The sequence below is a fragment of the Streptomyces marokkonensis genome (genome assembly GCF_008312835.1).
In the GTDB taxonomy this organism is placed as follows: Bacteria; Actinomycetota; Actinomycetes; order Streptomycetales; family Streptomycetaceae; genus Streptomyces; species Streptomyces marokkonensis_A.
On record NZ_VSKS01000025.1, the window covers coordinates 67,050 to 84,971 of the forward strand.

Here is a 17,922-nt window from a genome sequence, read left to right on the forward strand (position 1 = left end):
CCACAGGAAGGGAGCCCCTCTTTCGTGCGGCGAGGTCAGCCGCCGAACTCCTGCAGACCCTTCAGAGCCTGGTCCAGCAGGGCCTGGCGGCCCTCCAGCTCACGCTCGAGCTTCTCCGCCCTGGCGGTGTTGCCCTGCGCCCTGGCCTGCTCGATCTGGCCCTTCAGCTTGTCCACGGCGGCCTGGAGCTGACCGGTCAGCCCCGCGGCACGCGCGCGTGCCTCCGGGTTCGTCCGGCGCCACTCGGCCTCCTCGGCCTCCTGCAGGGCCCGCTCCACGGCGTGCATCCGGCCCTCGACCTTCGGACGGGCGTCCCGCGGCACATGGCCGATGGCCTCCCAGCGCTCGTTGATCGCCCGGAAGGCGGCCCGCGAGGCCTTCAGATCCGTGATCGGAAGGAGCTTCTCGGCCTCCCCGGCCAGCTCCTCCTTCAGCTTGAGGTTCTCCGCCTGCTCCGCGTCACGCTCCGCGAAGACCGAGCTGCGCGCGGCGAAGAAGACGTCCTGAGCGCCGCGGAAGCGGTTCCACAGATCCTCCTCGTGCTCGCGCTGGGCGCGGCCCGCGGCCTTCCACTCCGTCATCAGGTCGCGGTAACGGGCGGCCGTCGGACCCCAGTCCGTCGAGTTCGACAGCGACTCGGCCTCGGCGACCAGCCGTTCCTTGGTCCTGCGGGCCTCCTCGCGCTGCGCGTCCAGCTGCGCGAAGTGCTGCTTGCGCCGCTTGGAGAACGCCGACCGCGCGTGCGAGAACCGGTGCCACAGCTCGTCGTCGGACTTGCGGTCCAGCCGCGGCAGGCCCTTCCAGGTGTCCACCAGGGCCCGCAGCCGCTCACCGGCCGCCCGCCACTGGTCCGACCGGGCCAGCTCCTCGGCCTCGGCGACCAGCGCCTCCTTGGCGTGACGCGCCTCGTCGGACTGCTTGGCCCGCTGTGCCTTGCGCTCCTCGCGCCGCTTGTCCACCAGCTCCACGAGCTTGTCCAGCCGGGCCCTGAGGGCGTCCAGGTCGCCAACCGCGTGATGGGCGTCGACCTGCTCGCGCAGGTGCTCGATCGCGGCCAGCGCGTCCTTGGACGACAGGTCGGTGGTCTTCACTCGCTTCTCGAGGAGGCCGATCTCGACAACCAGGCCCTCGTACTTGCGCTCGAAGTAGGCCAGCGCCTCCTCGGGGGAGCCGGCCTGCCAGGAACCGACGACCCTCTCGCCGTCGGCCGTACGCACGTACACGGTCCCCGTCTCGTCGACGCGGCCCCACGGGTCGCTGCTCACAGCGCCTCCTCCACATGATGCCGTCGAGGGGCCTGCGAGCTCCCCCGGGCATCGTCCACAGTTTCGTCACGGCCAACATAGGCGACCGACGGGATGCCTGTCCGCATCCCGCGCGACCGAAATTCCGCAGTTGGGGGTCAGGATTCGGTGACGGTCGCCTTGTCGATCACGACCGTCGCGTTGGGTGCCCCGTCGCCGGCTCCGGTGTTCTCCCCGGCGTCGGCGATCTTCTTCAGCACCTTCATGCCGGCGTCCGAGACGGTACCGAACGGTGTGTAGTTGGGCGGCAGCTGACTGTCCTGGTAGACCAGGAAGAACTGACTGCCACCACTGTCCTTCTGCCCGGTGTTGGCCATCGCGACCGTGCCCGCCGGGTAGATGTTGTCCTTCAGGACGTCGTCCTTCAGGTTCTCGTCCGGAATCGTGTACCCGGGGCCGCCGGTGCCGGTGCCGGTCGGGTCACCGCACTGCAGCACGTAGATGCCGTTGGTGGTGAGCCGGTGGCACTTGCTGTGGTCGAAGTAGCCCTTGTCCGCCAGGAAGTCGAACGAGTTGACCGTGTGCGGCGCCGCCGACGCCTTCAGCGCCACGTCTATGGCCCCGCAGGTCGTGTCGAGCTTCAGGGTGTACGTCGCCGACTTGTCGATGGACATCGCCGGCTCCTTCTTCCAGGTCTGCTTCTCGACCTCGCCCGCAGCGGGCTTGTCGCACGGGTCCGGGGCCTTGCCCGTCGGTGCGGCGCTGGGCGTGACCTCGGCGTTCGCGTTGGTCTTGTCGTCGTCCTGCTCCAGCGCCCCGGTCGCGTACAGCGCGCCGCTGCCCACGAGGACCACGCCGAGCACGGACGCGATCACCGAGTTGCGGATCCGCGACTTGCGACGCGCTTCGGTGCGCCGCTGCTGCTGCCGCAAGAACTTCTCCCGGGCGAGCTGACGCCGCCGCTGTTCCTGGCTGACCACCGGGTTCTCTCCTCATGCGTCTCGTGTGCCGGCCGGTACGCGTGCGTGCGTGCGGTGAGCCGACCGCCTGCGTGTGCCCCGTACCGTATATGGGTTCGCTGAGGAATCGGCAGCGCCGGTACGCTCTGACCACGGGCGCAGCCCCGTCGCAAGCCTCCCGTATCGACACAACGAAGGACGATCGTGCTCATTGCCGGGTTCCCCGCCGGGGCCTGGGGGACGAACTGTTATCTCGTCGCCCCCGCCGCGGGCGAGGAGTGCGTGATCATCGACCCCGGCCACCAGGCCGCCGACGGCGTCGAGGAGGCGGTCCGCAAGCACCGGCTCAAGCCCGTCGCCGTCGTCCTCACCCACGGTCACATCGACCACGTCGCCTCCGTCGTCCCCGTGTGCGGGGCGCACGACGTACCGGCCTGGATCCACCCCGAGGACCGCTACATGATGAGCGACCCCGAGAAGGGGATCGGCCGCGCCATCGGCATGCCGCTGATGGGCGAGCTGACCGTGGGGGAGCCGGACGACGTCAAGGAGCTCACCGACGGCGCGCGGCTGCGGCTCGCGGGCCTGGAGTTCTCCGTCGCGCACGCGCCGGGCCATACCAAGGGGTCGGTGACCTTCGGCATGCCCGAGGCGGCGGACATCCCGCCGGTCCTCTTCTCGGGCGACCTGCTGTTCGCCGGCTCCATCGGACGCACCGACCTGCCGGGCGGTGACATGGCCGAGATGCTCGACTCGCTGGCCCGCGTGTGCCTGCCGCTCGACGACTCGACCGTGGTGCTGTCCGGCCACGGCCCCCAGACGACCATCGGCCAGGAGCGCGCCACCAACCCGTACCTGCGGCAGGTGGCCGTCGGCCAGGGAGCATCCGAGGCTCCCCGACGAGGAATGTGACGAGAGACTTCCGTGAGCACCTTCAAGGCCCCCAAGGGCACGTACGACCTGATCCCGCCGGACAGCGCCAAGTACCTGGCCGTCCGCGAGGCCATCGCGGCCCCGCTGCGCAACTCCGGTTACGGCTACATCGAGACGCCCGGCTTCGAGAACGTCGAGCTGTTCGCGCGCGGTGTCGGCGAGTCCACCGACATCGTCACCAAGGAGATGTACGCCTTCGAGACCAAGGGCGGCGACCGGCTCGCCCTGCGCCCCGAGGGCACCGCCTCCGTGCTGCGCGCCGCCCTGGAGGCCAACCTGCACAAGGCGGGCAACCTCCCGGTCAAGCTCTGGTACTCCGGCTCGTACTACCGCTACGAGCGCCCCCAGAAGGGCCGCTACCGCCACTTCTCCCAGGTCGGCGCCGAGGCGATCGGCGCGGAGGACCCGGCGCTCGACGCCGAGCTGATCATCCTCGCCGACCAGGCGTACCGCTCGCTGGGCCTGCGCGACTTCCGCATCCTGCTCAACAGCCTGGGTGACAAGGAGTGCCGCCCGGTGTACCGGGCCGCGCTGCAGGACTTCCTGCGCTGCCTGGACCTCGACGAGGACACCCTGCGCCGCGCGGAGATCAACCCGCTGCGCGTGCTGGACGACAAGCGCGAGTCGGTGCAGAAGCAGCTCACCGGCGCGCCCCTGCTGCGCGATTTCCTGTGCGACGCGTGCAAGGCGTACCACGAGGAGGTCCGCGAGCTGATCTCCGCGGCGGGCGTGGCCTTCGAGGACGACCCCAAGCTGGTGCGCGGTCTGGACTACTACACGCGCACCACCTTCGAGTTCGTCCACGACGGCCTGGGCTCGCAGTCCGCGGTGGGCGGCGGCGGCCGCTACGACGGCCTGTCCGAGATGATCGGCGGCCCCGCGCTGCCGTCCGTCGGCTGGGCCCTGGGCGTCGACCGCACGGTGCTGGCCCTGGAGGCGGAGGGCGTCGAGCTCGAACTCCCCGCCACGACCAGTGTGTTCGCCGTCCCGCTCGGCGAGGAGGCCCGCCGGGTGCTGTTCGCGAAGGTCTCCGAGCTGCGCAAGAACGGGGTGGCCGCGGACTTCAGTTACGGCGCCAAGGGTCTCAAGGGCGCCATGAAGAACGCCAACCGCAGCGGCGCCCGCTACACCGTCGTGGCCGGCGAACGCGACCTCGCCGAGGGCGTCGTCCAGCTCAAGGACATGGAGTCCGGCGAACAGACGGCGATCGGCGTCAACGAGATCGTGGCCGAGCTGGAGTCACGGCTCGGCTGACCGGCGTACGGGCGCCGGGTCCCTCCCGGGGCCCGGCGCCTTCGCCGTCAGCCGCGCGGGATGTCGTGGCACCCTGGCGGGGGACGCCGTACGGAACGCACGTACGGCCGCCGGACGGGCGTCGGCCGGAACCGAACGCTCACGGGCGACCAGCGTTACGTTCTTATGCCCGCACAACGGCGGACCCACAGCCCCGTACGGCACAATGGCCCCTGCCCGAAGCAGGTCCCCACCTCCCAGTGACGGAATCGGCGTGATGAGCAAGACGACAGTCAGGGACGTCGACATGGAGCCCGAACCCCCGGCCTCGCCGGAGCGCACCTCCGCGCAGCGCACGGAGGGTGCGAGCCGTGCGTTCGCCCTGCTCCTGGTGATCACGGGCGCGGCCGGTGTGCTCGCCGCGTGGGTGATCACGCTCGACAAGTTCAAACTGCTCGAGGCCAAGGTCAAGGGCGAGACGTTCGTCCCTGGATGCAGCCTCAACCCGGTCGTGTCCTGCGGCAGTGTCATGGAGAGCGACCAGGCCTCCGTCTTCGGGTTCCCCAACCCGATGCTCGGCCTCGTCACCTACGGCATCGTCGTCTGCGTCGGCATGAGCCTGCTCGCCCGGGCCCGCTTCCCGCGCTGGTACTGGCTCACCTTCAACGTGGGCACGCTCTTCGGTGTGGTCTTCTGCGCCTGGCTGATGTTCCAGTCGCTGTACCGGATCAACGCCCTGTGCCTGTGGTGCTGCCTGGCCTGGGTCGCCACGATCATCATGTTCTGGTACGTGACGTCGTTCAACGTCCGCAAGGGCTTCCTGCCCGCACCGGGCTGGCTGAAGAGCTTCTTCGGCGAGTTCACCTGGGTCATGCCGGTCCTGCACATCGGCATCATCGGCATGCTGATCCTGACCCGCTGGTGGGACTTCTGGACCAGCTGACCGCCCGCCCCGGGCTGTCGGTGCGGTGCCTTAGGGTTTCAGCGTGGAGCCCGACCTGTTCACCGCCGCAGCAGAAGAACGCCAGGAGAAGGACCCGACCGGCAGCCCCCTGGCGGTCCGGATGCGCCCGCGCACCCTCGACGAGGTGGTGGGCCAGCAGCACCTGCTGAAGCCGGGTTCCCCCCTGCGCAGACTGGTCGGCGAAGGCGCCTCGGGCCCCGCGGGCCCCTCCTCGGTCATCCTCTGGGGCCCGCCCGGCACCGGCAAGACCACGCTGGCCTACGTCGTCTCCAAGGCCACCAACAAGCGCTTCGTCGAACTGTCGGCGATCACCGCGGGCGTCAAGGAGGTCCGCGCGGTCATCGACGGCGCCCGCCGCGCCTCCGGCGGGTACGGCCAGGAGACCGTCCTCTTCCTCGACGAGATCCACCGCTTCAGCAAGGCCCAGCAGGACTCCCTGCTCCCGGCCGTGGAGAACCGCTGGGTCACCCTGATCGCCGCGACCACCGAGAACCCCTACTTCTCGATCATCTCCCCGCTGCTCTCCCGGTCCCTGCTGCTCACCCTCGAACCGCTCACCGACGACGACGTGCGGGCCCTGCTGAGGCGCGCCCTGACCGACGAGCGGGGCCTCAGGAGCGCCCTCACCCTTCCGGAGGACACCGAGGACCACCTCCTGCGCATCGCAGGCGGCGACGCCCGCCGCGCGCTGACCGCCCTGGAGGCCGCCGCGGGAGCCGCGCTGGACAAGGGCGAGGCGGAGATAGCCCTGGCCACGCTGGAGGAGACGGTCGACCGGGCGGCGGTGAAGTACGACCGCGACGGCGACCAGCACTACGACGTCGCCAGCGCCCTGATCAAGTCCATCCGCGGCTCCGACGTGGACGCCGCCCTGCACTACCTGGCCCGCATGATCGAGGCCGGCGAGGACCCCCGCTTCATCGCCCGCCGGCTGATGATCTCCGCCAGTGAGGACATCGGCCTCGCCGACCCAGGCGCGCTGCCCATCGCGGTCGCCGCCGCCCAGGCCGTGGCCATGATCGGCTTCCCCGAGGCCGCGCTCACCCTCAGCCACGCCACCATCGCTCTCGCCCTCGCCCCGAAGTCCAACGCGGCGACCACCGCGATCGGCGCCGCCCTGGACGACGTGCGCAAGGGGCAGGCCGGACCCGTGCCGTCCCACCTGCGGGACAGCCACTACAAGGGTGCGACGAAGCTCGGGCACGGGAAGGGCTACACCTACCCGCACGACCTGCCCGAGGGCATCGCCGAGCAGCAGTACGCGCCGGACGCCCTGAAGGACCGCGAGTACTACGAGCCCACCCGGCACGGCGCGGAGGCGAGGTACGCGGACGCGGTCGAATGGACCAGGAAGCACCTCGGTCGGAAGCGGTCCTGACCACCCTGTAGACTTGCCCGAAGTGCTGCGTCCCGTGTCCGGCTCCGGTCGGCGCCTCAGGCGGGACATCCAGCCGGATCCTTCGATCCAGGAGCGTCGCGCACCGTCGTAGGTGTCGCGGGCAGCCCACCACCACCCGTCAGTCCCGGGACCGGTCGGTGGGCCGTTCGTGTGCTGCACGTATGTGCCCAGACCAGGGGAGCGGCTGCCCGGCTCGTCCGAAGCGGACCTGCTGGGAATTCCCTGGCTGCGGATGCGACCTCCCGTAACCCTGAGGCAGCCGAAAAGGAAAAGGAAAAGAAGTGGCGAACCAGTCCCGCCCCAAGGTCAAGAAGTCGCGTGCCCTCGGCATCGCGCTGACCCCGAAGGCCGTCAAGTACTTCGAGGCCCGCCCCTACCCGCCGGGTGAGCACGGCCGTGGCCGCAAGCAGAACTCGGACTACAAGGTCCGTCTGCTGGAGAAGCAGCGTCTGCGCGCGCAGTACGACCTCTCCGAGCGCCAGCTGGTCCGCGCCTACGAGCGTGCCTCCAAGGTGCAGGGCAAGACCGGTGAGGCCCTGATCGTGGAGCTGGAGCGGCGCCTCGACGCGCTGGTCCTGCGTTCGGGCATCGCCCGCACGATCTACCAGGCCCGCCAGATGGTCACCCACGGCCACATCCAGGTCAACGGCAAGAAGGTCGACAAGCCCTCCTTCCGTGTCCGCCCGGACGACGTCGTGCAGGTCCGCGACCGCAGCAAGGAGAAGACCCTCTTCACGATCGCCCGTGAAGGCGGCTTCGCCCCCGACGGTGAGATCCCGCGCTACCTCCAGGTGAACCTCAAGGCCCTGGCGTTCCGCCTGGACCGCGAGCCGAACCGCAAGGAGATCCCCGTGATCTGCGACGAGCAGCTCGTCGTCGAGTACTACGCCCGCTGATCCCAGCAGGCACGCGGTATCCCGAGCCCGCCGCCTCCCCGCCCCCTCAGGGCGGACGAGGCGGCGGGCTCGTCTTCGCCCGTACCCTCTCCTCCCGCGACTTCGCCGGTGGCGGACCGTAATCCGGTACGGAGTGACCTCACCGGCGCGATAGGCTCGGGCACACGACTTTCTCGATGTTCAGGCGCGTTTCAAGGGAGCGGGTGCACACAGTGTCCGGTGGCGAGGTGGCCGGAATCCTGGTGGCCGTCTTCTGGGCGATCCTGGTCTCCTTCCTCGCCGTCGCGCTGGCGAGGCTGGCCCAGACGCTCCGGGCGACCACCAGACTCGTGGCGGAGGTGACCGACCAGGCGGTGCCGCTGCTGGCGGACGCCTCCACGGCGGTGCGGTCGGCGCAGACCCAGATCGAACGGGTCGACGCGATCGCCTCCGACGTCCAGGAGGTCACCTCCAACGCCTCGGCGCTGTCGACCACCGTGGCCTCCACCTTCGGCGGCCCCCTGGTGAAGGTCGCCGCCTTCGGCTACGGCGTCCGCCGGGCCGTCAGCGGCCGCAAGGACGACGCCCCGGCCAAGGCGCCGAGGCGTACCGTGATCGTGGGCCGCACCGTCCCGGGCGCGCGGCGGGAAAAGCGGACCCGGGGAAAGAAGGACTGACCCGACGATGTTCCGCCGAACGTTCTGGTTCACCACCGGCGTCGCCACCGGCGTGTGGGCCACCACCAAGGTCAACCGCAAGCTCAAGCAGCTGACGCCCGAGAACCTCGCCGTCACCGCGGCGAACAAGGCGATCGAGGCAGGCGGCCGGCTCAGGGACCGCGCGGTGGACTTCGCCGTCGAGGTCCGCGACAACATGGCCCGGCGCGAGGCCGAACTGGGCGACGCGCTCGGGCTGAACGCCCCCGTCGACCGCGAACTCCCCGCGCCCCGGCGCTACGCCGTCATCGAGAACCGCAACAGCCCCAAGTACGTCGAGGGCCCGGGGCAGAAGCCGACGTACACGACGTACCCGTACAACCGGAATGAGGACCACTGATGGAGTCGGCCGAGATCCGCCGCCGCTGGCTGAGCTTCTTCGAGGAGCGCGGGCACACCGTCGTCCCGTCGGCGTCGCTCATCGCGGACGACCCGACTCTGCTGCTCGTCCCGGCCGGCATGGTGCCCTTCAAGCCCTACTTCCTGGGCGAGGTCAAGCCGCCCTTCGACCGCGCCACCAGCGTGCAGAAGTGCGTGCGCACACCCGACATCGAAGAGGTCGGCAAGACCACCCGCCACGGCACGTTCTTCCAGATGTGCGGCAACTTCTCCTTCGGCGACTACTTCAAGGAAGGCGCCGTCAAGCTCGCCTGGGAGCTGCTCACCAGCCCCCAGGACAAGGGCGGTTACGGTCTCGACCCCGAGCGCCTGTGGATCACCGTCTACCAGGACGACGACGAGGCCGAGCGGATCTGGCACGAGGTCGTCGGCGTGCCCAAGGAGCGCATCCAGCGCCTGGGCAAGAAGGACAACTTCTGGGACATGGGCGTCCCCGGTCCCTGCGGCCCCTGCTCCGAGATCAACTACGACCGCGGCCCCGAGTTCGGCGCCGAGGGCGGCCCCGCCGTCAACGACGAGCGGTACGTGGAGATCTGGAACCTCGTCTTCATGCAGTACGAGCGGGGCGAGGGTCCGGGCAAGGACTACCCGATCCTCGGGGACCTGCCCAGCAAGAACATCGACACCGGTCTCGGTCTCGAGCGGCTCGCCATGATTCTGCAGGGCGTGCGGAACATGTACGAGATCGACACGTCGATGGCCGTCATCGACAAGGCCACCGAGCTGACCGGCGTCCGCTACGGCGACGCCCAGACTTCCGACGTCTCGCTGCGCGTGGTCACCGACCACATGCGCACCTCCGTGATGCTCATCGGCGACGGAGTGACCCCCGGCAACGAGGGCCGCGGCTACGTGCTGCGCCGCATCATGCGCCGCGCCATCCGCAACATGCGCCTGCTCGGCGCCACCGGTCCGGTCGTCAAGGACCTGATCGACGTGGTCATCGGCATGATGGGGCAGCAGTACCCGGAGCTGATCACCGACCGCGAGCGCATCGAGAAGGTCGCCCTCGCCGAGGAGAACGCCTTCCTCAAGACGCTGAAGGCCGGCACCAACATCCTCGACACGGCCGTCAGCGACACCAAGGCCGCGGGCTCCACCGTCCTGCCCGGCGACAAGGCGTTCCTGCTCCACGACACCTGGGGCTTCCCGATCGACCTCACCCTGGAGATGGCCGCCGAGCAGGGCCTCTCCGTGGACGAGGAGGGCTTCCGCCGGCTGATGAAGGAGCAGCGGGAGCGCGCCAAGGCCGACGCCCGGGCCAAGAAGACCGGCCATGCCGACATGGGTGCCTACCGGGAGATCGCCGACCGCGCCGGGGCCACCGACTTCATCGGCTACACCGACACCGAGGGCGAGTCCACCGTCGTCGGCATCCTCGTCGACGGCGTCTCCTCGCCGGCCGCCACGGAGGGCGACGAGGTGGAGATCGTCCTCGACCGCACCCCGTTCTACGCCGAGGGCGGTGGCCAGATCGGGGACACCGGCCGGATCAAGGCCGACTCCGGTGCCGTCATCGAGATCCGCGACTGCCAGAAGCCGGTCCCGGGCGTCTACGTCCACAAGGGCGTCGTCCAGGTCGGTGAGATCACCGTCGGCGCCAAGGCCCACGCCTCCATCGACGACCGCCGCCGCAAGGCCATCGCCCGCGCCCACTCGGCCACCCACCTCACCCACCAGGCCCTGCGCGACGCCCTCGGACCGACGGCCGCCCAGGCCGGCTCCGAGAACCAGCCCGGCCGCTTCCGCTTCGACTTCGGCTCCCCGTCCGCCGTACCGCAGACGGTCATGCTCGACGTCGAGCAGAAGATCAACGAGGTACTCGCCCGCGACCTCGACGTGCGCGCCGACGTGATGGGCATCGACGAGGCCAGGAAGCAGGGCGCCATCGCCGAGTTCGGCGAGAAGTACGGCGAGCGCGTACGCGTGGTGACCATCGGCGACTTCTCCAAGGAGCTGTGCGGCGGCACCCACGTGCACAACACCGCCCAGCTGGGCCTGGTGAAGCTGCTCGGCGAGTCGTCCATCGGCTCCGGTGTCCGCCGTATCGAGGCCCTGGTCGGTGTGGACGCCTACCACTTCCTCGCCCGTGAGCACACGGTGGTCAACCAGCTCACCGAACTGCTCAAGGGCCGCTCGGAGGAGCTGCCGGAGAAGGTCTCCGCCATGCTCGGCAAGCTGAAGGACGCCGAGAAGGAGATCGAGAAGTTCCGCGCCGAGAAGGTGCTCCAGGCCGCCGCCGGTCTCGCCGGGTCCGCCAAGGACATCAAGGGTGTCGCACTGGTCACCGGCCAGGTCCCGGACGGCACCGCCGCCGACGACCTGCGCAAGCTGGTCCTCGACGTGCGCGGCCGCATCCAGGGCGGCCGGGCCGCCGTCGTGGCCCTCTTCGCCGTGAACAACGGCAAGCCGCTGACGGTCATCGCCACCAACGATGCCGCGCGCGAGCGCGGTCTCAAGGCCGGTGACCTGGTGCGCACCGCCGCCAAGACGCTCGGTGGAGGCGGTGGCGGCAAGCCGGACGTCGCCCAGGGCGGTGGACAGAACCCGGCCGCCGTCGGCGAGGCCGTCGAGGCCGTCGAGCGCCTCGTGGCGGACACCGCCAAGTGAGCGGCCAGGTGAACGAGCAGACGGACGGCCCGGTGATGCGCCGCGGCCGCCGTCTCGCGATCGACGTGGGGGACGCCCGCATCGGGGTGGCCTCCTGCGACCCCGACGGGATCCTCGCCACGCCGGTCGAGACCGTCCCCGGCCGGGACGTCCCCGCCGCGCACCGCCGGCTGCGGCAGCTGGTCGAGGAGTACGAGCCGATCGAGGTCGTCGTCGGTCTCCCTCGCTCCCTCAAGGGGGGCGAGGGCCCGGCCGCGGTCAAGGTCCGCGGCTTCGCGGGGGAACTGGCCCGTCTGATCACGCCCGTTCCGGTCCGGCTCGTCGACGAGCGCATGACGACGGTCACGGCGAGTCAGGGACTGCGCGCCTCCGGGGTGAAGTCCAGGAAGGGACGCTCCGTCATCGACCAGGCGGCCGCCGTGATCATCCTCCAGCAGGCACTGGAATCCGAACGGGTGTCAGGCATGCCACCCGGCGAGGGCGTCGAAGTGGTCATCTGATCGCGATACGGTAACGTTCCGCGCGATGCGGGCGGTGTTCGAACAGCCGCCGCACAGAGAGAGGCGGGACGGGAGCCGTGGTCCTCAGGTGGCCGGGGTGACCGCCGCCTCGCGGCTCTAGGGGATCGATGACTGAGTATGGCCGGGGCCCAGGCTCCGAACCGTGGCATCCGGACGACCCGTTGTACGGGGACGGCGGATGGGGAGGACAGCAGGCCCAGGGCCCGCAGTCCCCCTACGGCGGCCAGCCGCAGCACTATCCGCAGCAGCCGCAGACGCAGGCGCAGTACGGCGACTGGGGCACCGGCGAGCAGCACGGGTACGACCCGCAGCAGTACCCGCAGTACACGCCCCAGCAGCAACAGCCGCAGTACGACCAGAACGGCTGGCCCACGGGCTCCTACCCGCAGGACCCCTACGCCGTCGGCCCGACGGACCCGTACGCGCAGCAGGCCGGAACGTACGGCGGGGAGCAGGCCGACTCCTACGGCACCCCCGAGGCCTACCCGCCGCCCGAGCCGCCCGGCCGCCGGCGCGCCGAACCCGAGCCGGAGACCGACTGGGACCCGGGCCCCGACCAGGGCGAGCACGCCTTCTTCGCGGGCGACGACGATGACGACCGTGACGACGAGCCGGCCGACCGGCGCGGACGCGGCGAGCGCCGGGGCGGCGGCGAGCGGCGGGGAGGCAAGGAGAAGAAACGACGCAGCGGCCTGGCCTGTCTCGTGGTGGTCGTGGTCCTCGGCGGCGGACTGGCCGGTGTCGGCTACTTCGGGTACCAGTTCTACCAGGACCGTTTCGGCAGCGCCCCGGACTTCGCGGGGTCCGGCAACGGTGAGCAGGTGACCGTCACGATCCCCAAGGGCTCCGGCGGGTACGCCATCGGCCAGGAGCTCAAGAAGGCGGGCGTGGTCAAGAGCGTCGACGCGTTCGTCGCGGCCCAGGCCTCCAACCCGGAGGGCAAGAACATCCAGGACGGCGTCTACACGCTGCAGAAGGAGATGTCGGCCTCGAGCGCGGTGGAGCTGATGCTCAGCCCCAAGAGCCGCAACAATCTGATCATCGCGGAGGGCTGGCGCAACGCCCGCGTCTACGAGGCCATCGACAAGCGCCTCGAACTCGAGAAGGGCACCACGGCCAAGGTCGCCGAGACCAAGTGGGAGACCCTCGGCCTGCCCGAATGGGCCGTGAACCACGACGACGTCAAGGACCCGCTGGAGGGCTTCCTCTACCCGTCCAGTTACGCCGTCGCCAAGGGCCAGAAGCCCGAGGCCGTGCTGAAACAGATGGTGGCCCGCGCCACCGAGACGTACGGGGAGCTGAACTTCGAGGAGAAGGCCGAGAGCCTGGGTCTCGAGGGGCCGTGGGAACTGGTGACGGTCGCGAGCCTGGTGCAGGCCGAAGGAAAGACCCACGACGACTTCCGCAAGATGTCCGAGGTCGTCTACAACCGTCTCAAGACCACCAACACCGAGACGAACCAGGAACTTCAGTTCGACTCGACCTTCAACTACCTCCTGGGTCAGAGTGAGATCGACATCTCCGAGTCGGAGATCAACAGCAACCCCGACCCCTACAACACGTACACCAACAAGGGCCTGCCGCCCGGCCCGATCGGCAACCCGGGCGAGGAGGCGCTGCAGGCCGCGCTGAACCCGACGAGCGACGGCTGGATGTACTTCGTGGCCACGGACGGCATGAACAAGACCGAGTTCGCCAAGACGATCGAGGAGCACCAGAAGCTCGTCGACAAGTTCAACGCGTCGAGGGGCAACTGATGCCCGCCGCACGCAGGGCCGCCGTACTCGGGTCGCCGATCGCCCACTCGCTCTCCCCGGTACTGCACCGCGCCGCCTACGCCGAGCTGGGCCTGGAGGGCTGGACGTACGACCGCTTCGAGGTCGACGAGAAGGCCCTGCCCGGATTCTTCGACACACTCGGGCCGCAGTGGGCCGGGCTGTCGCTGACCATGCCGCTGAAGCGGGCCGTGATTCCGCTGCTCGACGCGGTCAGCGAGACCGCGGCCTCGGTCGAGGCGGTCAACACCGTCGTCCTCACGCCCGACGGCCGCAGGACCGGCGACAACACCGACATCCCCGGCATGGTCGCCGCCCTGCGCGAGCACGGCATCGACGAGGTGGAGCACGCCGCCGTCCTGGGCGCGGGCGCCACCGCCTCCTCCGCGCTGGCCGCCCTGGCCCGGATCTGCTCGGGCGAAGTCACCGTCCACGTCCGCAGCGAGGCCCGGGCCGCGGAGATGCGCCAGTGGGCCGAGCGGCTCGACGTCACGGTCCGCATCGCCGGCTGGGACGACGCCGAGCAGGCGCTGCGCGCGCCGCTGGTCGTCAGCACCACCCCGGCCGGCGTCACGGACATCCTCGCCCGGGCCGTCCCGGAACGTCCGACGGCCCTCTTCGACGTGCTCTACGACCCGTGGCCGACCGTCCTCGCCGCGCGCTGGTCCGCGTACGGCGGTGCCGTGATCAGCGGGCTCGACCTCCTGGTGCACCAGGCCGTCCTGCAGGTGGAGCAGATGACGGGGCGCTCGCCGGCTCCGCTGGACGCCATGCGAAAAGCGGGAGAACGGGCTCTCGCCGCCCGCTAGGATCCACCTTCGGTTCCGCAGGGGGCGGAACAGGGGAGGGGAACGCGTTCCATGTCCGCAGGCATGCCACTGGCATCGTGGAAGTCCCAGATATTCGAGTCCGTGCTGGGCTTCCTGCCCGACTGGGTGCAGATCACGGTGCTGGCCCTGATCGTGCTCGCCGTCGTCGCGTCCTGGGTCCTCAAGATCAAACGCAGGATCGCACACCGCCGCGCCGCCCGCTCGGGGCAGCCGGTCCACGCGGCGTCCCCGCACGGCCAGGGGAGTGGAGCCGACCATCTGGGCCCGTACGCGCCGCGGCCCACGGCACCGGCCGGCACGCAGCAGCCGAGCGGAGCCGACTTCCTCGGCGCCTACGCGCCGTCGCAGCGCCAGGGCGACGGCCACGCCTGATTCCTCCGCCGCCCGCCCCGTGATCCCGGCCGTCCGCCTGATGGACCGGCGGCCGGATCCCTCGCCCGGACGTGGGAGGATCGGGGGTGGCGGACCGGGGCCGCGCACCCCGTCACGCCACAGCCGTACGCGAAGAGGCGCGTACGCAGGGCATACCGGGGCGCGAAGCACGGAGGAGCACCGTTGAGCAGGTTGCGCTGGCTGACCGCGGGGGAGTCGCACGGTCCCGCACTCGTCGCGACGCTGGAGGGTCTTCCCGCCGGTGTGCCGATCACCACGGACATGGTGGCGGACCACCTCGCGAGGCGGCGGCTGGGCTACGGTCGCGGTGCCCGGATGAAGTTCGAGCGCGACGAGGTCACCTTCCTCGGCGGCGTCCGGCACGGTCTGACCCTCGGTTCCCCGGTCGCGGTCATGGTGGGCAACACCGAGTGGCCCAAGTGGGAGCAGGTCATGGCCGCCGACCCGGTCGACCCCGAGGTGCTGGCCGGCCTGGCGCGCAACGCCCCGCTGACCCGGCCCCGCCCCGGCCACGCCGACCTGGCGGGCATGCAGAAGTACGGCTTCGACGAGGCCCGTCCGGTTTTGGAGCGCGCCTCGGCGCGGGAGACCGCGGCGCGGGTGGCGCTGGGCGCGGTGGCACGGTCGTACCTGAAGGAGACGGCCGGCATCGAGATCGTCAGCCACGTCGTCGAGCTGGCCGCGGCCAAGGCCCCGTACGGGGTGTACCCGGCCCCCGGGGACGTGGAGCGGCTGGACGCGGACCCGGTGCGCTGCCTGGACGCGGACGCGTCGAAGGCGATGGTCGCGGAGATCGACCAGGCGCACAAGGACGGCGACACCCTCGGCGGCGTGGTGGAGGTGCTGGCGTACGGCGTTCCCGTGGGCCTGGGCTCGCATGTGCACTGGGACCGGCGTCTGGACGCCCGGCTCGCGGCCGCGCTGATGGGCATCCAGGCCATCAAGGGCGTCGAGGTCGGCGACGGTTTCGACCTCGCCCGCGTCCCCGGTTCCAAGGCGCACGACGAGATCGTCGTCACCGGCGAGGGGATCAGGCGTGCCTCGGGCCGCTCCGGCGGCACCGAGGGCGGACTGACCACGGGTGAGCTGCTGCGGGTGCGGGCGGCGATGAAGCCGATCGCGACCGTGCCGCGGGCGCTGAAGACGGTGGACGTCGTCACCGGCGAGGAGGCGGCCGCCCACCACCAGCGCTCCGACGTGTGCGCGGTGCCGGCCGCCGGGATCGTCGCAGAGGCGATGGTCGCCCTCGTCCTCGCGGACGCGGTCGCGGAGAAGTTCGGCGGCGACAGCGTCACCGAGACCCGCCGCAACGTGACCTCGTACCTCGACAACCTGGCCATCCGATGAGCCCGGTGCTCGTGCTGGTCGGCCCGATGGGCGTGGGCAAGTCCACCGTCGGGCACCTGCTGGCGGAGCGGCTGGGCGTGGGCTACCGCGACACCGACGACGACATCGTCGCCGCCGAGGGCAGGACCATCGCCGACATCTTCGTCGACGAGGGCGAACCCGCCTTCCGCGCGATCGAGAAGCGCGCGGTGCACTCGGCGGTCACCGGGCACGACGGCGTCCTGGCCCTGGGCGGCGGCGCGGTCCTCGACGCCGACACGCGCGCGCTGCTCGCCGGACAGCGGGTCGTCTACCTCTCGATGGACGTCGAGGAGGCGGTCAGGCGCACCGGCCTGGGCGTCGCCCGCCCGCTGCTCGCCGTGAACCCCCGCAAGCAGTGGCGCGAGCTGATGGAGGCCCGCCGGCACCTGTACGAGGAGGTCGCCACGGCCGTCGTACCGACCGACGGACGGACGCCGGAAGAGGTCGCCGAGGCCGCCCTGGACGCACTGGAGCTGAAGGAAGCATGAGCAACGAGGAAGTGACGCGGATCCACATCGGCGGCACGGCGGGCACCGAGCCCTACGACGTCCTGGTGGGCCGTCAGCTCCTGGGCGAGCTCGGCGGGCTGATCGGCGAGAGGGCCAAGCGGGTCGCGATCGTGCACCCCGAAGCGCTCGCCGAGACCGGCGACGCGCTCCGCGCGGACCTCGCCGGGCAGGGCTACGAGGCGATCGCCGTCCAGGTGCCCAACGCGGAGGAGGCCAAGACCGCCGAGGTCGCCGCCTACTGCTGGAAGGCGCTCGGCCGGTCCGGGTTCACCCGCACCGACGTCATCGTCGGCGTGGGCGGCGGCGCGACCACCGACCTGGCCGGCTTCGTGGCGGCGACCTGGCTGCGGGGCGTCCGCTGGATCGCCGTACCCACCACGGTCCTCGCCATGGTGGACGCGGCCGTCGGCGGCAAGACCGGCATCAACACCGCCGAGGGCAAGAACCTCGTCGGCGCCTTCCACCCGCCCGCCGGCGTCCTGTGCGACCTGGCCGCACTGGACTCCCTCCCGGTCAACGACTACGTCTCCGGGCTGGCGGAGGTCATCAAGGCCGGCTTCATCGCCGACCCGGTGATCCTGGACCTCATCGAGTCCGACCCCGAGGCCGCCCGCACCCCGGCCGGCCCGCACACCGCGGAACTCATCGAGCGCTCGATCCGGGTCAAGGCCGATGTCGTCTCGTCCGACCTGAAGGAGTCGGGCCCGCGCGAGATCCTCAACTACGGCCACACCCTCGGCCACGCCATCGAGAAGAACGAGCGCTACAAGTGGCGCCACGGCGCGGCGGTGTCGGTGGGCATGCACTTCGCCGCCGAACTCGGCCGTCTCGCGGGCCGCCTGGACGACGCCACCGCGGACCGCCACCGCACGATCCTCGCCTCGGTCGGGCTTCCGCTGCACTACCGCTACGACCAGTGGCCCAAGCTGCTGGAGACCATGAAGGTGGACAAGAAGTCCCGCGGCGACCTGCTGCGCTTCATCGTCCTCGACGGTCTCGCCAGGCCCACGGTGTTCGAAGGACCCGACCCGGCCGTCCTGCTCGCCGCGTACGGCGAGGTGGGCGAGTAGAGCGGGCACTCATCACCGCCCCCGGCCGTTCACACAACGACGGCAGGGGGCGGTACCGTTCGGTAGCACGCGGGAAGCCCCCGCTGTCAGCGCCCCATTGCCTGTACGAGACGGAGTGGCACCG

17 protein-coding genes are annotated in these 17,922 nt (G+C 70.7%); 15 read left to right on the plus strand and 2 right to left on the minus strand.

Annotated elements, in window-relative coordinates:
* Nucleotides 1-35: 35 nt before the first annotated feature.
* A complete protein-coding gene (locus tag F1615_RS31305) occupies nucleotides 36-1,265 on the minus strand; it encodes a DUF349 domain-containing protein (protein ID WP_149552422.1) in 1,230 nt (409 codons plus the stop codon).
* Nucleotides 1,266-1,402: 137 nt separating this feature from the next.
* Complete coding sequence (locus F1615_RS31310) at nucleotides 1,403-2,224, minus strand: peptidylprolyl isomerase (RefSeq protein ID WP_149552423.1); 822 nt, start codon at nucleotides 2,222-2,224, stop codon at nucleotides 1,403-1,405.
* 183 nt (nucleotides 2,225-2,407) lie between these two features.
* On the opposite strand from F1615_RS31310, the gene F1615_RS31315 reads away from it, so the two are divergent.
* The 15 genes from F1615_RS31315 (at nucleotide 2,408) to aroB (ending at nucleotide 17,798) form a co-directional block, all read left to right on the plus strand.
* Nucleotides 2,408-3,115: an MBL fold metallo-hydrolase gene (locus tag F1615_RS31315; RefSeq protein ID WP_149552424.1), complete on the plus strand. Its 708-nt coding sequence runs from the start codon at nucleotides 2,408-2,410 to the stop codon at nucleotides 3,113-3,115.
* A gap of 12 nt (nucleotides 3,116-3,127) precedes the next feature.
* Nucleotides 3,128-4,390, plus strand: a complete 1,263-nt coding sequence (hisS, locus tag F1615_RS31320) for a histidine--tRNA ligase (protein WP_149552425.1) — start codon at nucleotides 3,128-3,130, stop codon at nucleotides 4,388-4,390.
* 256 nt (nucleotides 4,391-4,646) lie between these two features.
* On the plus strand, nucleotides 4,647-5,312 hold the full coding sequence (locus F1615_RS31325; RefSeq protein ID WP_149552426.1) for a vitamin K epoxide reductase family protein: 666 nt from the start codon (nucleotides 4,647-4,649) through the stop codon (nucleotides 5,310-5,312).
* A 43-nt stretch (nucleotides 5,313-5,355) separates the two neighbouring features.
* Nucleotides 5,356-6,711, plus strand: coding sequence for a replication-associated recombination protein A (locus F1615_RS31330; protein WP_149552427.1), 1,356 nt, complete (start codon nucleotides 5,356-5,358; stop codon nucleotides 6,709-6,711).
* Between the two features lie 302 nt (nucleotides 6,712-7,013).
* Nucleotides 7,014-7,628, plus strand: coding sequence for a 30S ribosomal protein S4 (gene rpsD, locus F1615_RS31335; protein ID WP_037936423.1), 615 nt, complete (start codon nucleotides 7,014-7,016; stop codon nucleotides 7,626-7,628).
* Nucleotides 7,629-7,831: 203 nt separating this feature from the next.
* Nucleotides 7,832-8,284 (plus strand): DUF948 domain-containing protein, encoded by a 453-nt coding sequence (locus F1615_RS31340; RefSeq protein ID WP_208818455.1) that lies wholly within the window; start codon nucleotides 7,832-7,834, stop codon nucleotides 8,282-8,284.
* Nucleotides 8,285-8,291: 7 nt separating this feature from the next.
* Nucleotides 8,292-8,663, plus strand: coding sequence for a hypothetical protein (locus tag F1615_RS31345; RefSeq protein ID WP_149552428.1), 372 nt, complete (start codon nucleotides 8,292-8,294; stop codon nucleotides 8,661-8,663).
* Complete coding sequence (alaS, locus tag F1615_RS31350; protein WP_149552429.1) at nucleotides 8,663-11,332, plus strand: alanine--tRNA ligase; 2,670 nt, start codon at nucleotides 8,663-8,665, stop codon at nucleotides 11,330-11,332. The genes F1615_RS31345 and alaS overlap by 1 nt, the downstream gene beginning before the upstream one ends.
* A gap of 35 nt (nucleotides 11,333-11,367) precedes the next feature.
* On the plus strand, nucleotides 11,368-11,832 hold the full coding sequence (gene ruvX / locus F1615_RS31355) for a Holliday junction resolvase RuvX (RefSeq protein ID WP_244328921.1): 465 nt from the start codon (nucleotides 11,368-11,370) through the stop codon (nucleotides 11,830-11,832).
* A gap of 128 nt (nucleotides 11,833-11,960) precedes the next feature.
* On the plus strand, nucleotides 11,961-13,610 hold the full coding sequence (gene mltG / locus F1615_RS31365) for an endolytic transglycosylase MltG (RefSeq protein WP_149552431.1): 1,650 nt from the start codon (nucleotides 11,961-11,963) through the stop codon (nucleotides 13,608-13,610).
* Complete coding sequence (locus F1615_RS31370; protein ID WP_149552432.1) at nucleotides 13,610-14,437, plus strand: shikimate dehydrogenase; 828 nt, start codon at nucleotides 13,610-13,612, stop codon at nucleotides 14,435-14,437. The genes mltG and F1615_RS31370 overlap by 1 nt, the downstream gene beginning before the upstream one ends.
* Nucleotides 14,438-14,488: 51 nt before the next feature.
* Nucleotides 14,489-14,830 (plus strand): hypothetical protein, encoded by a 342-nt coding sequence (locus F1615_RS31375; protein ID WP_149552433.1) that lies wholly within the window; start codon nucleotides 14,489-14,491, stop codon nucleotides 14,828-14,830.
* A gap of 183 nt (nucleotides 14,831-15,013) precedes the next feature.
* The gene (gene aroC, locus F1615_RS31380; RefSeq protein WP_149552434.1) at nucleotides 15,014-16,198 is read left to right on the plus strand and encodes a chorismate synthase; all 1,185 of its coding nucleotides are present in this window, start codon (nucleotides 15,014-15,016) and stop codon (nucleotides 16,196-16,198) included.
* The gene (locus F1615_RS31385; RefSeq protein WP_149552435.1) at nucleotides 16,195-16,707 is read left to right on the plus strand and encodes a shikimate kinase; all 513 of its coding nucleotides are present in this window, start codon (nucleotides 16,195-16,197) and stop codon (nucleotides 16,705-16,707) included. The genes aroC and F1615_RS31385 overlap by 4 nt, the downstream gene beginning before the upstream one ends.
* Nucleotides 16,704-17,798: a 3-dehydroquinate synthase gene (gene aroB / locus F1615_RS31390; RefSeq protein ID WP_149552436.1), complete on the plus strand. Its 1,095-nt coding sequence runs from the start codon at nucleotides 16,704-16,706 to the stop codon at nucleotides 17,796-17,798. Before F1615_RS31385 ends, aroB begins: the two co-directional genes overlap by 4 nt.
* Nucleotides 17,799-17,922 lie beyond the last annotated feature (124 nt).